This is a genomic window from Streptomyces sp. NPDC001828, from assembly GCF_042892175.1.
In the GTDB taxonomy this organism is placed as follows: Bacteria; Actinomycetota; Actinomycetes; order Streptomycetales; family Streptomycetaceae; genus Streptomyces.
Window position 1 is genome coordinate 215,796 of record NZ_JBIATV010000013.1, and the last position, 16,155, is coordinate 231,950.

Annotated in this window: 13 protein-coding genes; 3 read left to right on the forward strand and 10 right to left on the reverse strand. The window is 71.9% G+C overall.

The window, feature by feature from the left end; all coding sequences use genetic code 11:
- Window positions 1-8: 8 nt before the first annotated feature.
- The 4 genes from ACFYZA_RS31240 to ACFYZA_RS31255 are packed head-to-tail and all read right to left on the reverse strand — an operon-like array spanning window position 9 to window position 4,870.
- On the reverse strand, window positions 9-1,142 hold the full coding sequence (locus ACFYZA_RS31240) for an XdhC family protein (protein WP_388494100.1): 1,134 nt from the start codon (window positions 1,140-1,142) through the stop codon (window positions 9-11).
- Window positions 1,135-3,309, reverse strand: a complete 2,175-nt coding sequence (locus ACFYZA_RS31245; RefSeq protein WP_388494101.1) for a xanthine dehydrogenase family protein molybdopterin-binding subunit — start codon at window positions 3,307-3,309, stop codon at window positions 1,135-1,137. Before ACFYZA_RS31245 ends, ACFYZA_RS31240 begins: the two co-directional genes overlap by 8 nt.
- Entirely contained in the window at window positions 3,306-4,316 is a 1,011-nt protein-coding gene (locus ACFYZA_RS31250; RefSeq protein WP_388494103.1) for an FAD binding domain-containing protein, read from the reverse strand. Before ACFYZA_RS31250 ends, ACFYZA_RS31245 begins: the two co-directional genes overlap by 4 nt.
- Window positions 4,313-4,870, reverse strand: a complete 558-nt coding sequence (locus ACFYZA_RS31255; protein WP_382598778.1) for a (2Fe-2S)-binding protein — start codon at window positions 4,868-4,870, stop codon at window positions 4,313-4,315. The genes ACFYZA_RS31250 and ACFYZA_RS31255 overlap by 4 nt, the downstream gene beginning before the upstream one ends.
- A 326-nt stretch (window positions 4,871-5,196) precedes the next feature.
- Here ACFYZA_RS31255 and ACFYZA_RS31260 point away from each other — a divergent pair, with 326 nt between their 5' ends.
- Entirely contained in the window at window positions 5,197-5,775 is a 579-nt protein-coding gene (locus ACFYZA_RS31260) for a TetR/AcrR family transcriptional regulator (RefSeq protein ID WP_382598780.1), read from the forward strand.
- 140 nt (window positions 5,776-5,915) lie between these two features.
- Here ACFYZA_RS31260 and ACFYZA_RS31265 read toward each other — a convergent pair whose 3' ends face one another.
- The 5 genes from ACFYZA_RS31265 to ACFYZA_RS31285 all read right to left on the reverse strand — a co-directional run bounded on the left by ACFYZA_RS31265 (window position 5,916) and on the right by ACFYZA_RS31285 (window position 10,998).
- Window positions 5,916-6,521 (reverse strand): dihydrofolate reductase family protein, encoded by a 606-nt coding sequence (locus ACFYZA_RS31265; RefSeq protein WP_382598782.1) that lies wholly within the window; start codon window positions 6,519-6,521, stop codon window positions 5,916-5,918.
- Window positions 6,522-6,794: 273 nt separating this feature from the next.
- Window positions 6,795-8,123, reverse strand: a complete 1,329-nt coding sequence (locus ACFYZA_RS31270; protein ID WP_388494106.1) for a sensor histidine kinase — start codon at window positions 8,121-8,123, stop codon at window positions 6,795-6,797.
- Window positions 8,124-8,368: 245 nt separating this feature from the next.
- Entirely contained in the window at window positions 8,369-9,079 is a 711-nt protein-coding gene (locus ACFYZA_RS31275) for a response regulator transcription factor (RefSeq protein WP_388494108.1), read from the reverse strand.
- Between the two features lie 58 nt (window positions 9,080-9,137).
- The gene (locus ACFYZA_RS31280) at window positions 9,138-10,019 is read right to left on the reverse strand and encodes a PepSY domain-containing protein (protein ID WP_388494110.1); all 882 of its coding nucleotides are present in this window, start codon (window positions 10,017-10,019) and stop codon (window positions 9,138-9,140) included.
- A gap of 259 nt (window positions 10,020-10,278) precedes the next feature.
- A complete protein-coding gene (locus ACFYZA_RS31285; RefSeq protein ID WP_388494113.1) occupies window positions 10,279-10,998 on the reverse strand; it encodes a methyltransferase domain-containing protein in 720 nt (239 codons plus the stop codon).
- A 459-nt stretch (window positions 10,999-11,457) separates the two neighbouring features.
- On the opposite strand from ACFYZA_RS31285, the gene ACFYZA_RS31290 reads away from it, so the two are divergent.
- Entirely contained in the window at window positions 11,458-12,951 is a 1,494-nt protein-coding gene (locus tag ACFYZA_RS31290; protein ID WP_388494114.1) for an APC family permease, read from the forward strand.
- Entirely contained in the window at window positions 12,951-14,531 is a 1,581-nt protein-coding gene (locus tag ACFYZA_RS31295; protein WP_388494115.1) for a serine hydrolase domain-containing protein, read from the forward strand. Before ACFYZA_RS31290 ends, ACFYZA_RS31295 begins: the two co-directional genes overlap by 1 nt.
- On the opposite strand, the gene ACFYZA_RS31300 is transcribed toward ACFYZA_RS31295, so the two are convergent.
- The gene (locus ACFYZA_RS31300; RefSeq protein ID WP_388494117.1) at window positions 14,528-16,138 is read right to left on the reverse strand and encodes a helix-turn-helix domain-containing protein; all 1,611 of its coding nucleotides are present in this window, start codon (window positions 16,136-16,138) and stop codon (window positions 14,528-14,530) included. The two genes, ACFYZA_RS31295 and ACFYZA_RS31300, sit on opposite strands and share 4 nt — an antisense overlap.
- Window positions 16,139-16,155: the final 17 nt, after the last annotated feature.

Here is a 16,155-nt window from a genome sequence, read left to right on the forward strand (position 1 = left end):
GGGCAAGTTCACGCGGCCGCCTGCCTCCCGCCGGGGTGGATCGGCGTGCGCGCACCGGTCAGCGGGGCGCCCGTGCCGCCCTCCCGCGTCGCGATGATCTCCGCCGCGATGGACAGGGCGGTCTCCTCGGGCGTACGGGCACCGAGGTCGAGGCCGATCGGGGAGCGCAGCCGCGCCAACTCCCGCTCTGTTAGGCCGACTTCACGCAGTCTGCGCTCCCGGTCCTCGTGGGTGCGCCGCGACCCCATCGCTCCGACGTACGCCACCGGCAGCCGCAGCGCCTCCTTCAGGAGAGGCACGTCGAACTTGGCGTCGTGGGTGAGCACGCACAGCACGGTGCGCCCGTCGGTCCCGGTACGCCGCAGATAGCGGTGCGGCCAGTCGACCACCACTTCGTCGGCCTCGGGGAAGCGGGCCCGGGTGGCGAAGACGGGCCGCGCGTCGCACAGGGTCACGTGGTAGCCGAGGAACTTGCCGGTGCGCACCAGTGCCGAGGCGAAGTCGATCGCACCGAAGACGATCATCCGGGGCGGGGGCACGAGTGACTCGACGAAGAAGGTCAACGGGCCTTCGCCGGCGACCTCGTCCGCACACTCCAGGGCGAACGTGCCGGTGCGGCCTGCCTCCAGGAAGGCATGGGCCAGGTCCGCCGCCTTGCGGGTCGACTCCGGGCGCCCACCGAGCGTGCCCTCGTAGGAGGCGTCCGACCGGACGAGGAGCGCCCTGCCCAGCAGGCCGGACGGGCCGTCCACGATCCGGGCGAGCGCGGCCGTCCCGCCCTCGGCCGCGGCGGACAGCGCCGCGGACAGCACCTCCCGGTCCGGCGCGGCTGCGGTGACCGGTGTCACCAGGACCTCGATCACTCCCCCGCAGGTCAGTCCCACGGCGAAGGCGTCCTCGTCGCTGTAGCCGAATCGCTCGCGTACGGGGCGGCCGTCCCGTAAGGCCTGCCCGCACAGCTCGTACACCGCGCCCTCGACGCACCCGCCGGACACCGATCCGATGGCCGTGCCCGCGCCGTCCACGGCGAGTGCCGCGCCGGGCCGGCGGGGCGCGCTGCCGCCGACGGACACCACGGTGGCCACTGCGAAGTCGCGTCCCTCCTCGACCCAACGCCGCAACTCGCGCGCCAGGTCAAGCAACGGAGCCGTCCCCGGAAGCCGCTGGTTCGGCCGCCCGCAGTGCGCTCGCGGCCCGCAGGACGCGGTCGGGGCGGATCGGCAGGTCGCGGTGGCGTACGCCGGTGGCGTGCCAGACCGCGTTGGCGATGGCTGCCGCGACACCCACGATCCCGATCTCGCCGATGCCCTTGATCCCGCCGACCGGGTCGTCGGGCACCGGGTCGTCCACCCAGTCCGCCTCGATGAGGGGGACGTCGGCGTTGGTCGCGAAGTGGTAGCCCGCGAGGTCGGCGCCGACGTGTCCGCCGGACACCTGGTCTCTGATCGCCTCTTCGTGCAGGGCCATGGACAGGCCCCAGGTCATGCCTCCCACCAACTGGCTGCGTGCGGTCAAGGGGTTGACGATCCGGCCCGCCGCGAAGATCCCCAGGAGTCGGCGGACGCGGACCTCGCCACTCGAGACGTCCACCGCGACCTCGGCGAACTGTGCGCCGAAGGAGTGCCGTTCTCTCGGCGGGAGCGAGCCGACGAGTTCGGCGGTGTTGGAGTGGGCGGTGATCCCCTGCGGCGGAATGTCTACGCCCAGGGCCAGTTGCTCCCGCAGCTCCCCTGCGGCGGCCATCACGGCCCAGGCCCAGGAACGCGTGCCGGTGGAGCCGCCGGCGACCATCGCCGGCCCGAAGTCGCTGTCCGCGATGCGCACGCGGACGCGCTCCGCCGCTACCGAGAGCGCGTCGGCGGCGATCTGGGTCAGTACTGTCCTGGCCCCGGTCCCGACGTCTGCCGCGGTGATGCGCACGGTGTAGGTGCCGTCCGCCTCGGCCGTCACGGCCGCCGTGGAAGGGGCGACGCCCGAGGGGTAGGTGGCCGCCGCCGTACCGGTGCCGAGCAGCCAGCGCCCTTCGCTGCACAGCCCGGGACGCGGGTCGCGGCCGGCCCAGCCGAAGCGGCGCGCGCCCTCCTGGAAGCACGCATTCAGGTTGCGGCTGCTGAAGGGCAGTCCGGAGACCGGTCCCGCGTCCGGCTCGTTGCGTGCCCGCAGCGCGATCGGGTCGATGCCGCATTTCTCGGCGAGCTCGTCCATCGCGGACTCCAGGGCGAAGGACCCGGGCGCCTCGCCGGGGGCCCGCATCCAGGTGGGCGTGGGGACGTCCAGCGGCACGACGCGGTTGACGGTGTGGTGCGCGTCGGCGCCGTACATGATCCGCGCGATGGAGGCGCTCTGCTCGACGAACTCGTAGACGGTCGAGGTGAGGCTCTGCGACTGGTGGTCGAGGCCGCGCAGCCGGCCGTCCGCGTCGGCGCCGAGCCGGACGCGCTGCGCGGTGGGGCTGCGGTAGCCGACGACGGAGAACATCTGGTGGCGGGTCAGTACGACGCGGACCGGGCGGTCCAGGACGGTCGCCGCCATCACGGCGAGTACTTGATGGGGGCGGACGCCCTTGGAGCCGAAGGCGCCGCCGACGTGCTCGGAGCGCACGCGGACCGAGGCCGGGTCGAGCGAGAACAGTGCGGCGAGTTCGTCCGCCACCCACTTGCTGCCCTGGTTGGAGTCGTGAACCTCCAGGCGGCCGCCCTTCCAGCGGGCGGTGGCCGCATGGGGCTCCATCGAGCTGTGGTGCTCCTCCGGCGTGGTGTAGCGGGCGTCCACGACGACGGCGGACGCGGCGAGTTCGGCTTCCAGGTCGCCTTGCGTGGTCTCGGCCTCCAGCATCGGAGAGTTCTCCGGTGTGTATGTGCCGGGGCGGTCCGCGTAGAACTCGACGTCGTGCGGCTCGGTGTCGTAGCGCACCACCAGCGCCTCGGCCGCCTCCCTGGCCTGTTCGGAGGTCTCGGCGACGACCAGGGCGACCGGCCAGCCCACGAACGGCACGCGGTCGTGCTGGAACGCCGCCATGACGGGGTCGGGCCGCCCGAGCAGGCCGGTGAATTCCGAGTCCACGCGCGGGGCGTTGCCGTGGTGCAGGACGGCGAGGACACCCGGCATGGCGAGGACGGGAGCGTCCTCCACCTTCAGGATCCGGCCGCGGGCGACGGTGGAGGCGACCATCCAGCCGTGAGCGAGGTCGGCGAAGGGGACCTCGCCGGCGTAGCGGGCCGCTCCGGTGACCTTGTCCCGGCCCTCGACCCGGCTGTGCGCGGCCCCGACCGCGCCGGTGGTGACGGGGGTTCCGGTCGTGGTGGTCATCGGACGGTCTCCTCGGCGGGGTCGGTCTGCTCGGCGAGTTCGGTCAGCACCGCCACGACGAGGTTGCGTATCAGGGCCACCTTGTAGCGGTTGTGGGGCAGCGGCTCGGCGGCGGCCAGCTCGGCGGTGGCGGCGGCCTCGAACGCCTCGGCGCTCGCCGGTCCGCCGATCAGCGCCCGCTCGGCGGCACGCGCCCGCCACGGCCGGGACGCCACCGCCCCCAGGGCCAGGCGCGCGTCGCTGACCACCCCGTCCCTCACGTCCAGAGCGGCGGCCACCGAGCCGATCGCGAACGCGTACGAGGCGCGCTCGCGGACCTTGCGGTACCGGGAGTTGGCCGCGACCGGGGCGGGCGGCAGGGTGATCCCGGTGATCAGGGCTCCGCCCGGCAGCGCGGTCTCCAGGTGCGGGGTGTCCCCCACCGGCAGGTAGAAGTCCGTGAACGCGAGCTCGCCCGGCCCGTCGGCCGTCTCGTACGACACGACCGCGTCGAGGGCGGCGAGCGCGACACCCATGTCCGAGGGGTGCACGGCGACGCAGTGCTCGGTGGCGCCGAGGATGGCGTGATTGTGGTGTTCGCCCGCCGTCGCGGAGCAACCGCTGCCCGGGGAGCGCTTGTTGCACGGCAGCGCGGTGTCGGTGAAGTATCCGCAGCGGGTGCGCTGGAGCAGGTTCCCGCCCACGGTGGCCATGTTGCGCAGCTGACCTGAGGCGCCGGCGAGCACGGCCTGCGCCAACGCCGGATAGCCGAGTCGCACCTGCGGGTGGGCGGCGAGGTCACTGTTGGTGACGGTGGCGCCGATACGAAGGCCGCCGGCCGCCGTCGCCTCGATCCGGTCGAGCGGCAGTTCCCGTATGTCGATCAGCAGTGAAGGCCGCTCCACACCGGCCTTCATCAGGTCGACGAGATTGGTGCCACCGCCCAGGTAGCGCGCCGCGGGCTCCGAGCCGAGCAGCGCGACCGCGCCGGAGACGTCGTGCACCCGCTGGTAACCGAACTCCCTCATGCCAGTGCCTCCTTGGCGGTGCCCTTCGCGTCCCCGGCCGCCCGGGCGACCGCCGCCACGATCGCCACGTAGGCCCCGCAGCGGCACAGGTTGCCGCTCATCCGCTCCCGGATCTCCTCGGCACTGAGCGGTGGTGCTTCCGCTTGGGGACTGACGTCGGCGCTGACGGCGCTTGGCCAGCCGGCAGCGTGCTCCTCTATCACCCCGAGGGCCGAACAGATCTGCCCCGGCGTGCAGTAGCCGCACTGGAAGCCGTCGAGATCGAGGAAGGCCTGCTGCACCGGGTGCAGCCGATCGCCGTCCGCGACCCCCTCGATGGTGGTGATGACGCGGCCCTCGGCGGCGACCGCGAGTTGGAGGCAGGAGACCGCCCGGCGCCCGTCGACCAAGACCGTGCACGCCCCGCACTGGCCCTGGTCGCAGCCCTTCTTGGTGCCGGTCAGGTCGAGCCGCTCGCGCAGGGCGTCAAGCAGCGTGGTGCGGTGGTCAACCGGCAGCGTGTGCTTCTCGCCGTTGATGTTGAGAGTGATGACGCTGGACGTCAACGGGGCCATGAACAGCCTTCTTTCACGTGCGTGGTGTCGACGGCGGGCGAGGCCGGGGGCCGCGAGGCCCCTGTCACGTGCGCCTGAGGCGTGTGCGCGAAGCGAAGGGGTACGGAGACGGACGGAGTGCTCGAGACAGGCGGCGTGTGCGGCGGAACGCGGACCGACCGTGCAACTCCCCGACCAGCTGCACTGGTTCCGCATGCCACTATGGTCCAGCCAAGCGGACAAGTGTCCGTTAATCTCGAACGTAACGGACAGCTGTCCGCTTAGCAAGAGCGTTCCGGGCACGAGTACCGGGGCCGCCGGAGCACCGGGCGTCAGGAGGAGGCCGAATGCGGCACGAGAAGGACGCGCCCCTGCGCTCGGACGCCCTGCGCAACCGCGAACGCATCCTGGAAGTGGCCTTGGAGGAGCTGACCTGCTCGGCCGATACGCCGCTGAGCACGATCGCCAAGAAGGCCGGTGTCGGGCAAGGCACGTTCTACCGCAACTTCCCCAACCGCGAGGCCCTCGTCCTGGAGGTCTACCGCTACGAGGTCCAGCAGCTCTCGGACGCCGCGACGCACCTCGTCCAAACCCGGCCGCCGGACCAGGCGTTGCGGGAATGGATGGACCGCCTGGCCCAGTACGCGATGGCGAAGGTCGGTCTGGCGGCAGCCCTGCGCGGCGGCAGCACGGCCTACCGCACCCTGGGCGCACTGGGCCACGACCCCATGGTCGCGGCGATATCGATGCTGCTGCGGGCGAACGAGGAGGCGGGCACGATCCGTCCCGGAGTCACGCCCGACGACTTCCTCCTCGCCATCGCCGGGCTGCTCCAGATCGACCCGCACAGCGACTGGCAGACACGCTCGACGCGTCTCCTCGACCTCGTCATGGACGGGCTGCGCACGGGCGCGCCGGGCTCATGAGCGGCCGCGCCGGCTCAAGGCTCGAGGTGCGGCACGTGCGACGCGGGCGCGGGACGAACCACCCCGGCGGCTCGGGTCCAGGTGGGCAGGCGCCCTGAGGCTGGCCCCCGCCGGCCAGGGCGGCCGGCGGACGGGCGTCGTCACGCGGGGACGGCGAGCGGCGGGTGCTCGAGAACGCGGGGCTTGTACTCGACCATCTGGATGCGGCCGTCGAAGGTGCGGTGCTCGGTCATCTCGAGGGCGACGTCCGGATAGCCGTCATAGATGCGCTCTTCACCCGTGGCCCCGGTGATCACCGGGAACATCACGACCCGGAAGCGGTCGACGAGTCCGGCTCGGAGCAGGGACCGGCAGAGGCTGAGGCTGCCGATCGTGCTGAGGAGCCCCGTACCGCTCGACTTCATGGCACGGACCGCCTCGACGGCGTCGTCACGGACGACCGTGGAGTTGGCCCATGTCAGTGGATCCTTGAGAGAGGAGGAGAACACCACCTTGGACGCTTGCGTGAGCTCGTCGACGGATGCCTCCTCCTCGGCCCTGAACTCGTCCTGGCCACTCGGGACCTCACCTGCGGCGAAGCCCGACATCAGACGGTAGGTGTTCGCCCCCATGAGATAGGTGACCTCGGGCTGCTGTCCGAGCCACGCGAGGTACTCGGGGCCCTCAAGGCCCCAGTACCCGGGCCATCCCTCTCCTGATGCGTAACCGTCGAGCGAGGTGATGAAGTCAACGAGAAGCTCCGACATGGCGGTGTCCCTTCCAGAGGTGTCACAAGCTTCGACCGGCCATGAGCCACAAACTCATCGGCCGCGCCGTGGAGAAGGAGAAAACGGCCCGGGTCCCGGTCCGCTCGGGCCGTCCAGGTAGAGCACCCAGAGGCTTCCATCGCCTTTCTTGCCGCTACTGGCACGCTTCTGGACGTCCTTCTGGACGTCGATGAGTACGGCATGACCCCTCAGCGCCGTCGGCCTTGGCCACGGATGAACCGTGGTGCGGCACACATCGGTGGCCGCGCCGGATCACGTCATTGCTGGGGCGTGGGGCAGCCGGAGCGTGAAGTGGCCGCCCGGTCCCGTGGCAGCGGCGAGTTGGCCGCCGTGGTTCGCCGCGATGTCTCGGGCGATGGCCAGGCCGAGACCGGTGCCGCCGGCGTCGCGGCTGCGCGAGGCGTCGAGGCGCGTGAACCGGGTGAAGACTCGTTCCCGGTCCGCCTCCGGGACTCCGGGGCCGTCGTCACGGACCTCCAGGACGACGGCCGTCGCCTCGTCGGCGACGGTCACGGTGATCGCCGTACGGGCGTGCCGCTGGGCGTTGTCGAGGAGGTTGTCGAGGACGCGGGCGAGCTGTCCCCGGTTGCCGTGCACCAGGGCTGGACCCGAGGCGTCGACCGTGACCGGGACCCGGCCGCGCGGGCGCCGGGCCGTGGTGGCCCGTACGAGTTCGGAGAGGTCGAGGCGGCTCCGCTCCGGGGACTGGCCGGCATCCAGGCGGGCCAGCAACAGCAGGTCGTCCGCGAGCTGTTGGACCCGGATGACATCGTCGAGCAGCTCGGGGCCGTGGAGCAGCTGCGGGTGGGCGATGGCGACCTCGACGTGGGCACGCAGGGCGGCGATGGGGTTGCGCAGCTCGTGCGAGGCGTCGGCCACGAAGCGGCGCTGGCGGTCCATGGACTCCTCCAGCCGGTCCAGGGTGGCGTTCATGGTCTGCGAAAGGCGGGCCACCTCGTCGCGCGACGCCGGCACGGGGACGCGGCGTCCGAGGTCGCGCTCGGTGATCTCCGCGACCTCGGTGCGGATCGCTTCGACGGGGCGCAGTGCGCGGCCGGTGGTACGCCAGGTGACGGCGGCGACCAGGAGCAGGAGGAGCGGGATGCCGGGGATCATGGAGCTGACGATCAGGCGCTGCGTGTAGCGGGCCGTCTCCAGGCTGGTGCCCGCGTAGACGGTCGCCCCGGAGCCGTTGGCCGTCGTCGCGCGGACCGCGACGAGCCGGTACGGGTGGGGGTGCGGGTCGGGGGGCAGGGCCAAGTCCAGGCTGCGGGCGGCCGAGTTGTGGCCCGGGGCGGGTTCGAAGGAGGCGACGGGCGCACGGCCCGCCAGGTTCTCGCTCGCGGCCAGGATCCGACCGTCGTCGGCGACGACCTGGAGCAGGCTGTCCTCCCCGTCGGGGACGGCGAGGCGATCGACGAGCCGGCCGGATGCGCTCACCCCGGCCACGGCAGCGGCGCGCGCGAGTGCGGTGTGCTCGGCCGAGCCGACCAGTCCGTGGCGGATCACGCCGAGCAGCCCCGCGCAGGCGGCCAGGAGGGCCACGGCGACGACGGCGACCGCTCCCAGGGTGCTCGCCACCCGAACGGACCCGAACGGAAGCGGGAAGATCCGGCGGCGCCAGGGTCTGAGCCGCGGCGGTTGCTCGTGCCGCTCGCGCTGAGCGGCCTTGCGTGGCGGTCCCGGCTTCTTCTTCCTCTGCTTCCGTTGCTTCCGTTGCTTCCGCCCCTCCGGGGAGAGCGAGCCCGCGGCCCCGCCGGAAGGTGACGGGTGGCCCTGGGCTTCCGGCTGCTTCTGGTGGGGCGGGGCGGAGTCGTCCGGCAGGTTCACCTCGTCGCCCGGGGTGCCGGGTTCAGGCGGTAGCCGATGCCGCGCGCGGTGTGGAGCAGCGAGGGCGGATTGCCGGCGGCTGCCTGCCGGAAGGGGCGGTCGAGCTTGCGCCGGAGCGCGCTGATGTGGACCTCCACGACGTTCGGGTCGCTGTCGGCCGGCAGGTCCCAGACCTCCTCGAGCAGCGCCCCCTTGGACACCGTGACTCCGGGCCGCCGCGCGAGCACTGCGAGGAGGTCGAACTCCTTGGCGGTGAGGGGGATTTCGGTGCCCGCCCTCGTACACCGCTTGTTCTCCGGTTCCAGTACCAGGTCTCCCGCCTCGATGACGGTCGGCCTGCCGGCGCCTCGCCGCCGCAGCAGGGCGCGGAGCCTGGCCTGGAGGACCAGGTAGGAGAACGGCTTGGTCAGGTAGTCGTCGGCTCCGGTGTCGAGCCCCTCGGCCTCGTCGTACTCGCTGTCCCTCGCGGTCAGCATCAGGATCGGCGTCCAGAGGCCGGCCGCCCGCACGGTCCGGCACACCCGGTGGCCGTCGAGGCCGGGCAGCATCACGTCCAGGACGATCACGTCGTACGCGTCGGTGAGGGCGAGCCGCAGACCCTCGTTGCCGTCATGGGCGATGTCGACACTCAGTCCCTCGGCCTCGAAGCCGCGGCGGAGCACGGAGGTGAGGGAGACTTCGTCCTCGACGATCAAAATGCGACTCATTGACCGGATTCTACCTATTGGTGGCTGACGCTGACGGGGGTGATCCGGACGGGACGGATCAGCGAGGGACGTGCTGCGACCAGTCGTAGAAGTCCTTGCCGAAGTTGCCGGAGCGCTCACGGATCTCCTGCTCGGAGATGCGGCCGCCGTTGCCGCGCTCGCCCGAGCTGTCGCCGGCGGAGCCCGTGTCGGCGTCGTTCCCGCCGTTCCGGGGTGCCTTCGCGGTGCCGTTCTTGTGCTCTTCGTGGCGGGCGATCGCACCCGTCTTGGCGTCCACGTCCAACTCGTGCCGGACCGTGCCGTCATTGATGCGGATCTGCCAGACCGGGCCGGCCTCGGTGCCCTGGATCGACAGCCGCGAGACGAATCCGCCGCCCGCCTTCTCGACGGCGGAACGGACGGCGGCCTCGCGGTCCACCTTCGCCGAGGCCAGCTTGGCGAGCGGGATCCCCAGGTACTGGCGTGCCCGCTCGGGCATCTGGTCGGCGCGGTTGCCCAGGAGGGCGCCGGTGGTCGCGTCGATCTTGAGGTTGTGGACGCGGGGGTCGGCCGTCATGACGTCGACCTTCCAGACCTGGTTGCCGTGCTCGTTCTCCAGCCGCACCTCGGTCATGCGGCCGCCGGACACCGCCTTCTCGGCGGTGGCCAGGGCCTGTGTACGGGAGGTCTTGGGGCCGCCCCGCTCGGGCGAGGCGGAGGCATCGGCGGAGGGGGCGGCCGGACCCGGGGGCGGGGTCCGCGCAGCGACGGAGGTCTCGGCTGCTGCCGGGGCGGTGCTCTTGGCGGCGCGGGCCTTGTCCACGCCGGCGTCGGTGTCCGACCCGCCGCAGGCGCTGAGCGAGAGGGCCAGGGCTCCGGCCGCGAGGACGACGGCCGCCGGGCGGCGGTGGCGCCGCACGGGTCCTGCGGTGTGAAGCGTAGCGGTGGCGCTGTTGTTCATGAGTACTCCCGAGCGGTGTGCTTCACCGGATGGCGATGACTCCACTCTCGGGGCGTGTCCTGAACCTTCCCTGAAGCCTCCTGAACCCGGCTTCAGGATTGTCCCGGGCCCGCCGCCCCAGCCCCGGGCCCGCGTCTGCGGGGCCGGGGTCCTGTGGCCGGGCGTCACGGACCATCCGTGCCCGCGCGCCGGGCACGCGCGCATCGGAGGGGTCCGGTCGCGACCGGGGCGGCGGGTGCCGGGAGGGCAAAGAACCCGGTCAGGGGCGCCCGGCGACGAACCAGCGGGCTGGGAGTTCCACCGGGACGCCGTCCGGGTGGGTCTCGCTCATCGTGAGTGCGGTCGCGCCTTCGGCGAGGACGGCCAGGCCCGCCGCGCGCAGCAGTGTGGCTACTTCGCCCTCGGCGACCTCTCCGGGGCGCAGGTCGTGTTCCTTGACGCGGCGCAGTTTCAGGGAGGGCCCACCGGGCTGTGCGGCGATGGCGGCGATGACTTCCTTGGCCTCGCCGGTCGGTTCAAGGACGAGGGCGCGACCGTGCTCGCCGACGAGCCGGGCGACCGTGGCGGCCACAGCCGGGCGGTCCTCGGGGTCGCTCTGGTGGAGGACGGCCCGCATGTAGGCGTTGGTGTCGCCGAGTCGCTCGTGCAGGGCTTCGGCCTGGGCCGGGTCGGCGAGGTTGAGCTGCTCGTACGAGGCTGCCCCGCCGGGGTCGGCGCGGCGGGCGTGGGCGACTGCTGCTGCGGAGAGATCGACCCCGACGGCACGGGCGAAGCGGGTGGCGAGGAATCGGGTCTGGGTGCCGTTGCCGCACCCGAGGTCGGCGATCGGGAGGGCGGGGTCGGCGTACGGGGTGAGATGGTCGAGGTCGCGCTGCGCCGTCACGGCCGGGTCCGCGTCCCAGAAGGGTTCGCCCGGTTGGCCCGTGCTCTGCTCCCAAAAGCCGTCCCAGGCAGTGCGGTATCGGTCGGACACGGTCATCGGTGGCTCCTTGCGGTGTGCGGGGTGGTGCGGGGTGCGGTGCGGGCTCTGGGCCGGGGGCGGGAAGCGCGACTGGTTCGCCCCGCTTGGTGGTTACCGGTACCCGCCGCGTGGCCCGCCTAGGCCGTTTCTTCTGGATCACGCTGACCAGAGGGAGATGGCCGCGACATGGAGTGCGGCGAGGAGGCTGGAGGGGGCTTGGCGTAGCGCGTATCCAGGCCGCGCATCGCGTGAGCTCGTTGCTGCCCGGATCTCTCGGCGACGCGGACGGGTGCGGATCGCGCGGGCCGAGTGCTGTTCCTCGACGCGTACGCGATCTGCCTCCGGCGCGAGAGACGCAGCGTCTTTGGTGATGCCAACAACCGTCGGGGCTCGGCTTTGACGCGTACGACGAGGACGGCTCCGGTGGCGCCTCGTACGTTGTGCCGACCAGGCGGCACAACGGAGAGTGGGGCCCAGATGTCCGAACTGATCCCGTCGGAAGTGACACGGCCGGCGCCCGGGGCGAGCAAACCCGCGCTCGGCGTGCTGGCCCTGGTCGGAATCTTCTTCTTCACGGTGTCCGGCGGCCCCTTCGGGCTCGAAGCCTCGCTCTCCAGCGCGGGTCCGGGCATGACCGTGCTGATGATCGTCCTGGTGCCGGTGGTGTTCGGCGTGCCGAACGCGCTGGTGGCGGCGGAGTTGAGTTCCGCGATACCGGTGGACGGCGGCTATTACCACTGGACGAAGATCGCGCTCGGCAGAGGTGCCGCGTTCGTGTTCGGGGCCTGGAATTCGATCGGGTCGGTGCTCAACCTCGCTCTCTATCCGATTCTGCTGGTCGACTACTCGGGCACCTGGATCCCCGGCATCAGCCGTGGGAAGGGACTGGTGATCGTGGATCTGTTCCACGGCGGTTTCGTTCTGGACCTGCACTGGATCGTCACCGTTGCCCTCGTCGTCCCGATGGCGTACCTGAACTACCGCGGCTCCAAAGCGGTGAGCGAGTATTCGGTCGGGATGATGCTGCTGATCCTCGCGCCGTTCGCGGTACTGACGGTCCTCGGCATCGTGCATGCGGTCGGCAACGGGATCAACGTGCTCTCGCCCTTCACGGTGCCGGGGCAGAGCGTGCACTCGTCAGTGGCCGGCGCGCTCAGCGTGATCGTGTGGCTGTACCTCGGCTTCGACGGCCCGAGCACGGTGCTGGGTGAGGTCGCCGACGCGCACCTGACCTATACCCGGGCCCTGATGGTCTCGGTTCCGTTGATCATCGCCGCCTATCTGCTGCCCACGCTCGCCGCCATCGGCAGCGGACTGCACCACGGTTCGCCCGGTGACTGGGTGCAGGGTGACTTCGTCGTGGTCGGCGACGCGCTGGGCGGACTCTGGCTGAAGGTGCTGCTCTCCGTGGGATCGGCGCTTTCCCTGGTGGGGCTGTTCATGGCGATCCTGCTGACGAGTACCCGGGTCCCGAGGGCGCTCGCCGCGGATGCCTACCTCCCCCGCTGGATGGCCCGGGACAGCAGACGGTTCAGCACACCGGTGGGTGCGCTGCTGGCGAGCACCACGGTCGTCATCGTGCTCTCCGCCGTCGACTTCAGCTCGATCCTGCGGGCCACGGTGCTGCTCACTCTGGCCTCGATCCTGCTGGAGTTCGTGGCCTTCCTTGTTCTGCGCTGGAGGTATCCGCAGATGCTCCGGCCGTTCCGGGTGCCGGGCGGCTGGCCCGGCGCGGTACTGGTCGTCGTGCTGCCCACGGCGATGATCGTGTACCTGGTGTGGAGTACCGCGGTCGACGAGGCCGTGACGTTCGGTACGAGCCTCACCGTGGCGGTGCTGGCCGTGCTCATGTACCCGTTGTGCCGACGGTTCGTCAAAGGCGACCGGCCGGACGCGGAGATCGACGCGTCCCGGTTCGAGCTGGGTCCGGACAGGTTCGCGGGATTCGGTTCGCGGAAGGCGGGCGTCTGATGGATGTGCAACAGGTTCTTACCGGGCTCGCGGACCAGTTCCGGACCTGGTGGCCGGTGCCGGGAATCGCGATCAGCGTCGTCGATGGGACCGGTGAGTCGGCGTTCGTCACCGCGGGATTCGCGAACGCGGAGCGCGGGGCGCCGGTCTCCCGTGGCACGCGGTTCGAGATCGGTTCCATCAGCAAGACGTTCACCGCCTTCCTGCTCGGCATCCTGGCGGAGGAGGGGAAGGTGGACCTCGACGCGGCGGTCGCCGACCACCTCCCCTGGTTCGCACCGAACGGCGGCTCCCGCGCGATCACCGTCCGGCACCTCCTGCAGCACACCTCGGGGCTTGTGGCCGGTGCCGACGCGATGCCCGATGCCGCCGCACGCGGCTACGCGTTGCGCGATGCCGAGACCTGGGCCGAACCGGGTGAGCTGTTCCACTACTCCAACGAGGGGTACAACCTGCTCGGACTGATCGTCGAGCAGGTCACGGGGGAATCGCTGGCGGACGCCATGGCCGGACGGCTGCTGCGGCCCCTGGGCATGGTCGACTCGACGGCACGCATCACTCACGAGGACAGCGCCGAACTCGCCACCGGCTACCGGTTCCTGCGCGACGACCTCCCGCCGCTGCCCTCGGCCCCGCTCGCGCCGGCCGGTTTCTTCGAGTACTCGGCGGCCGACGGGAATGTGCTGGCAACCGCTTCCGACCTGGGCCTGTTCGCCCGCATGCTGCTGGGGCGGGGCAATCTGGACGGCACCAGGATCATCGGGCCCGAGCTCTTCCGCCAGATCGTCACGCTGCCTGCCGGAGCGGTCGGTTGCGGCTACGCGCTCGGCGTGGATGTGGAGGTGATCGACGGCCGCACCTGGCTGACGCACGCCGGCGGGATGGTCGGATACCGCTCGTACCTCGCCGCCGACCTCGACGGCGGGCACGGTGTCGCCGTGCTGACCAACGCGCCCGGCGAGTGCCAGATCATCGACCGCTTCGCCCGCCATGTGCTCGACGTGGTCCAGGGCGCCCCGGCGGATCCGGCGCTGTTCGACCCGGAGCGGATCCCCGATGCCCGGCGCTACGTCGGGATCCACGGAACGACGCCGCGTCAGATCCGCGTCGAGGCCAGGGGGGACAACCGTCTTTCACTCACCGCGGACGGGGTGAGCGGCAGGCTGTACGACGCGGGGGACGGCCGGCTGGTGTGCGATCACCCAGAATGGTCCGCCTACCACCACACTCTGGACGGACGCTGGCTCTACGGGCCCGAGTCACTGGGCCCCGCCTCCTCGGGTCCGACCGCTCCCCCGCATCCGCTCACCGGCCACTACCGCAGCTACACCCCCTGGTATCCCAGCTTCAGCATCGTGCGGCGGGCGGGACGACTGCACATGATCGCCGCGACAGGCGTGGAAGCGCCCTGCGACGAACCGGAACTCGTGCCGCTCGACGACGGGACGTTCCGCGTCGGAGCCGACCCCCGGCTGCCGGAGCGTCTGACGCCGGGGCCCGCCCCGGACGGCGCGGTGCTCTGGGTCGACCTGGACGGGTGCCGCTACACGCGCTCGTTCCGGGATCACCCCAAGCCCTAGCCCTGAGCGGCGTCCGTCCGCAGCTCGCGCACCCGGAGCTGGAGGTGCGCGAGCAGCATGGCGTCGGCATCCGCGAAGTCGAGACCCGAGACCTCGCGGATACGGCGCAGCCGATAGCGCATGGTGTTGGGGTGGATGTGCAGGGCCTCCGCCGCCGTGTCGGTGGCTCCCGCGGCCGCGAGGTATGCGGCCAGGGTCGCGGCCAGCGGACCGTCCTCGCCCTCGTTCCGACGCAGCCGGTGCAGCGCACCGCCGGCGTCCGGCAGGCCGAGCGCCTCGGTCACGTCAGCGAGGTGCAGCAACAGCACCGCGAGCGCCATGTCCTCCACTGCGCGCACGGCCGGCCCGCGAACGGCCGGGTGCCGCAGGGCCCGCAGCGCGGCGTCCGTCTGAGCCCGTACGTCGGCGATCCGGCCCAGCGATTCGGCCGGGCCGCCGACGGCGACCACGTAGTCGCCGGCCAGTGGGGTCCGCGCGAGGAAGTCCCGGGCCAGGGCGACGGCCGACTCCAGGGGCGTGGCGTGGTCCGGAGGCCAGGCGGCGAGTACGTAGACGGCTCCGGTGCCCGTCACCACGGCTGAGCGGGGATGGACGGCCGCCAGGAAGTACTCCAGCGTGTCCGCGAACCGGCGCAGCCCGACGGCGTCCAGCGCGTCGGAGCCCCGGTCCCCCGCCATGCGCGGGGCCGCGGCCAGTACGCAGACCGGACCGGAGCCCAACTGCAGCCGGCTCGCCTCCACCGGGTCGGCCGCCCCGCCCAGCACGGCGGCGGCCAGCTCGCCGCGCTGACGGCGGGCATAGCTGGTCTCGGTGCGCAGGGCTACCAGTTGCAGCGCGACCACGGGTGCGAACTCACGCAGCCGGGCTGTGGCCGCCTCGTCGAGCGGCCCGGGGACGGCGGCCCAGATGTAGCCGAGGACGTCCGAACCGGCCCGGACCGCGATGGCCACGCGTGCCAGTTGACCGGGCCCGGTCGCCTCCATGTACACCGGTTCGGTGCTCGCATGGAGCCGCTCGAACTCCTGGCGCTCGCGCTGTTCGGCGAGCGTCCGCTGGTGCACGGCCCGCCCCAGGATGGTTTCGATCCGCTCGGAGTCGGTCCGGTCCTGGCCCTCCGACCAGGCGACCAGCGCGGAGAAGCGGTCCTCGATGGTGACCGGGGCGCCGATGGCCTCATAGACGGCGTGCGCCAGGGCGAACAGCTCCGCGCCGCTGTCGGCCGAGCGGACGCGCATCCTCGCGTACTCGAGCAGCTGCTCCCGGACGGTCGTCGCCACGTGCATCCAGGACGCATCCCGGTTGACCTCGATGATCGTCGGTCCGTCGTCGGCCGACGGCGGTACCGGGGCCTTCAGCGCCAGCACGTGCGCGTCGGCCTGCCGCATGGCCGCGGTCAGTTCGCCCAGCTCGGCCTCCGTGGTCACGCCGACCCCCAGCACCACGCACCCGGGTCCGAGCTGTGTCGGCGCACCCGGGGCGTGGATGACTATGTCGGTGAGCGGTCCGCCGCTCGAAGGCCCCTCCTGGACCAGGCGCAGCAGCGCCGGCCCGATGTTGTCGACGAGCTGACGGACGGACAGGTGCCCCCGCCTATCGGACTCCCGCATGCCGCACCCCGACTTCA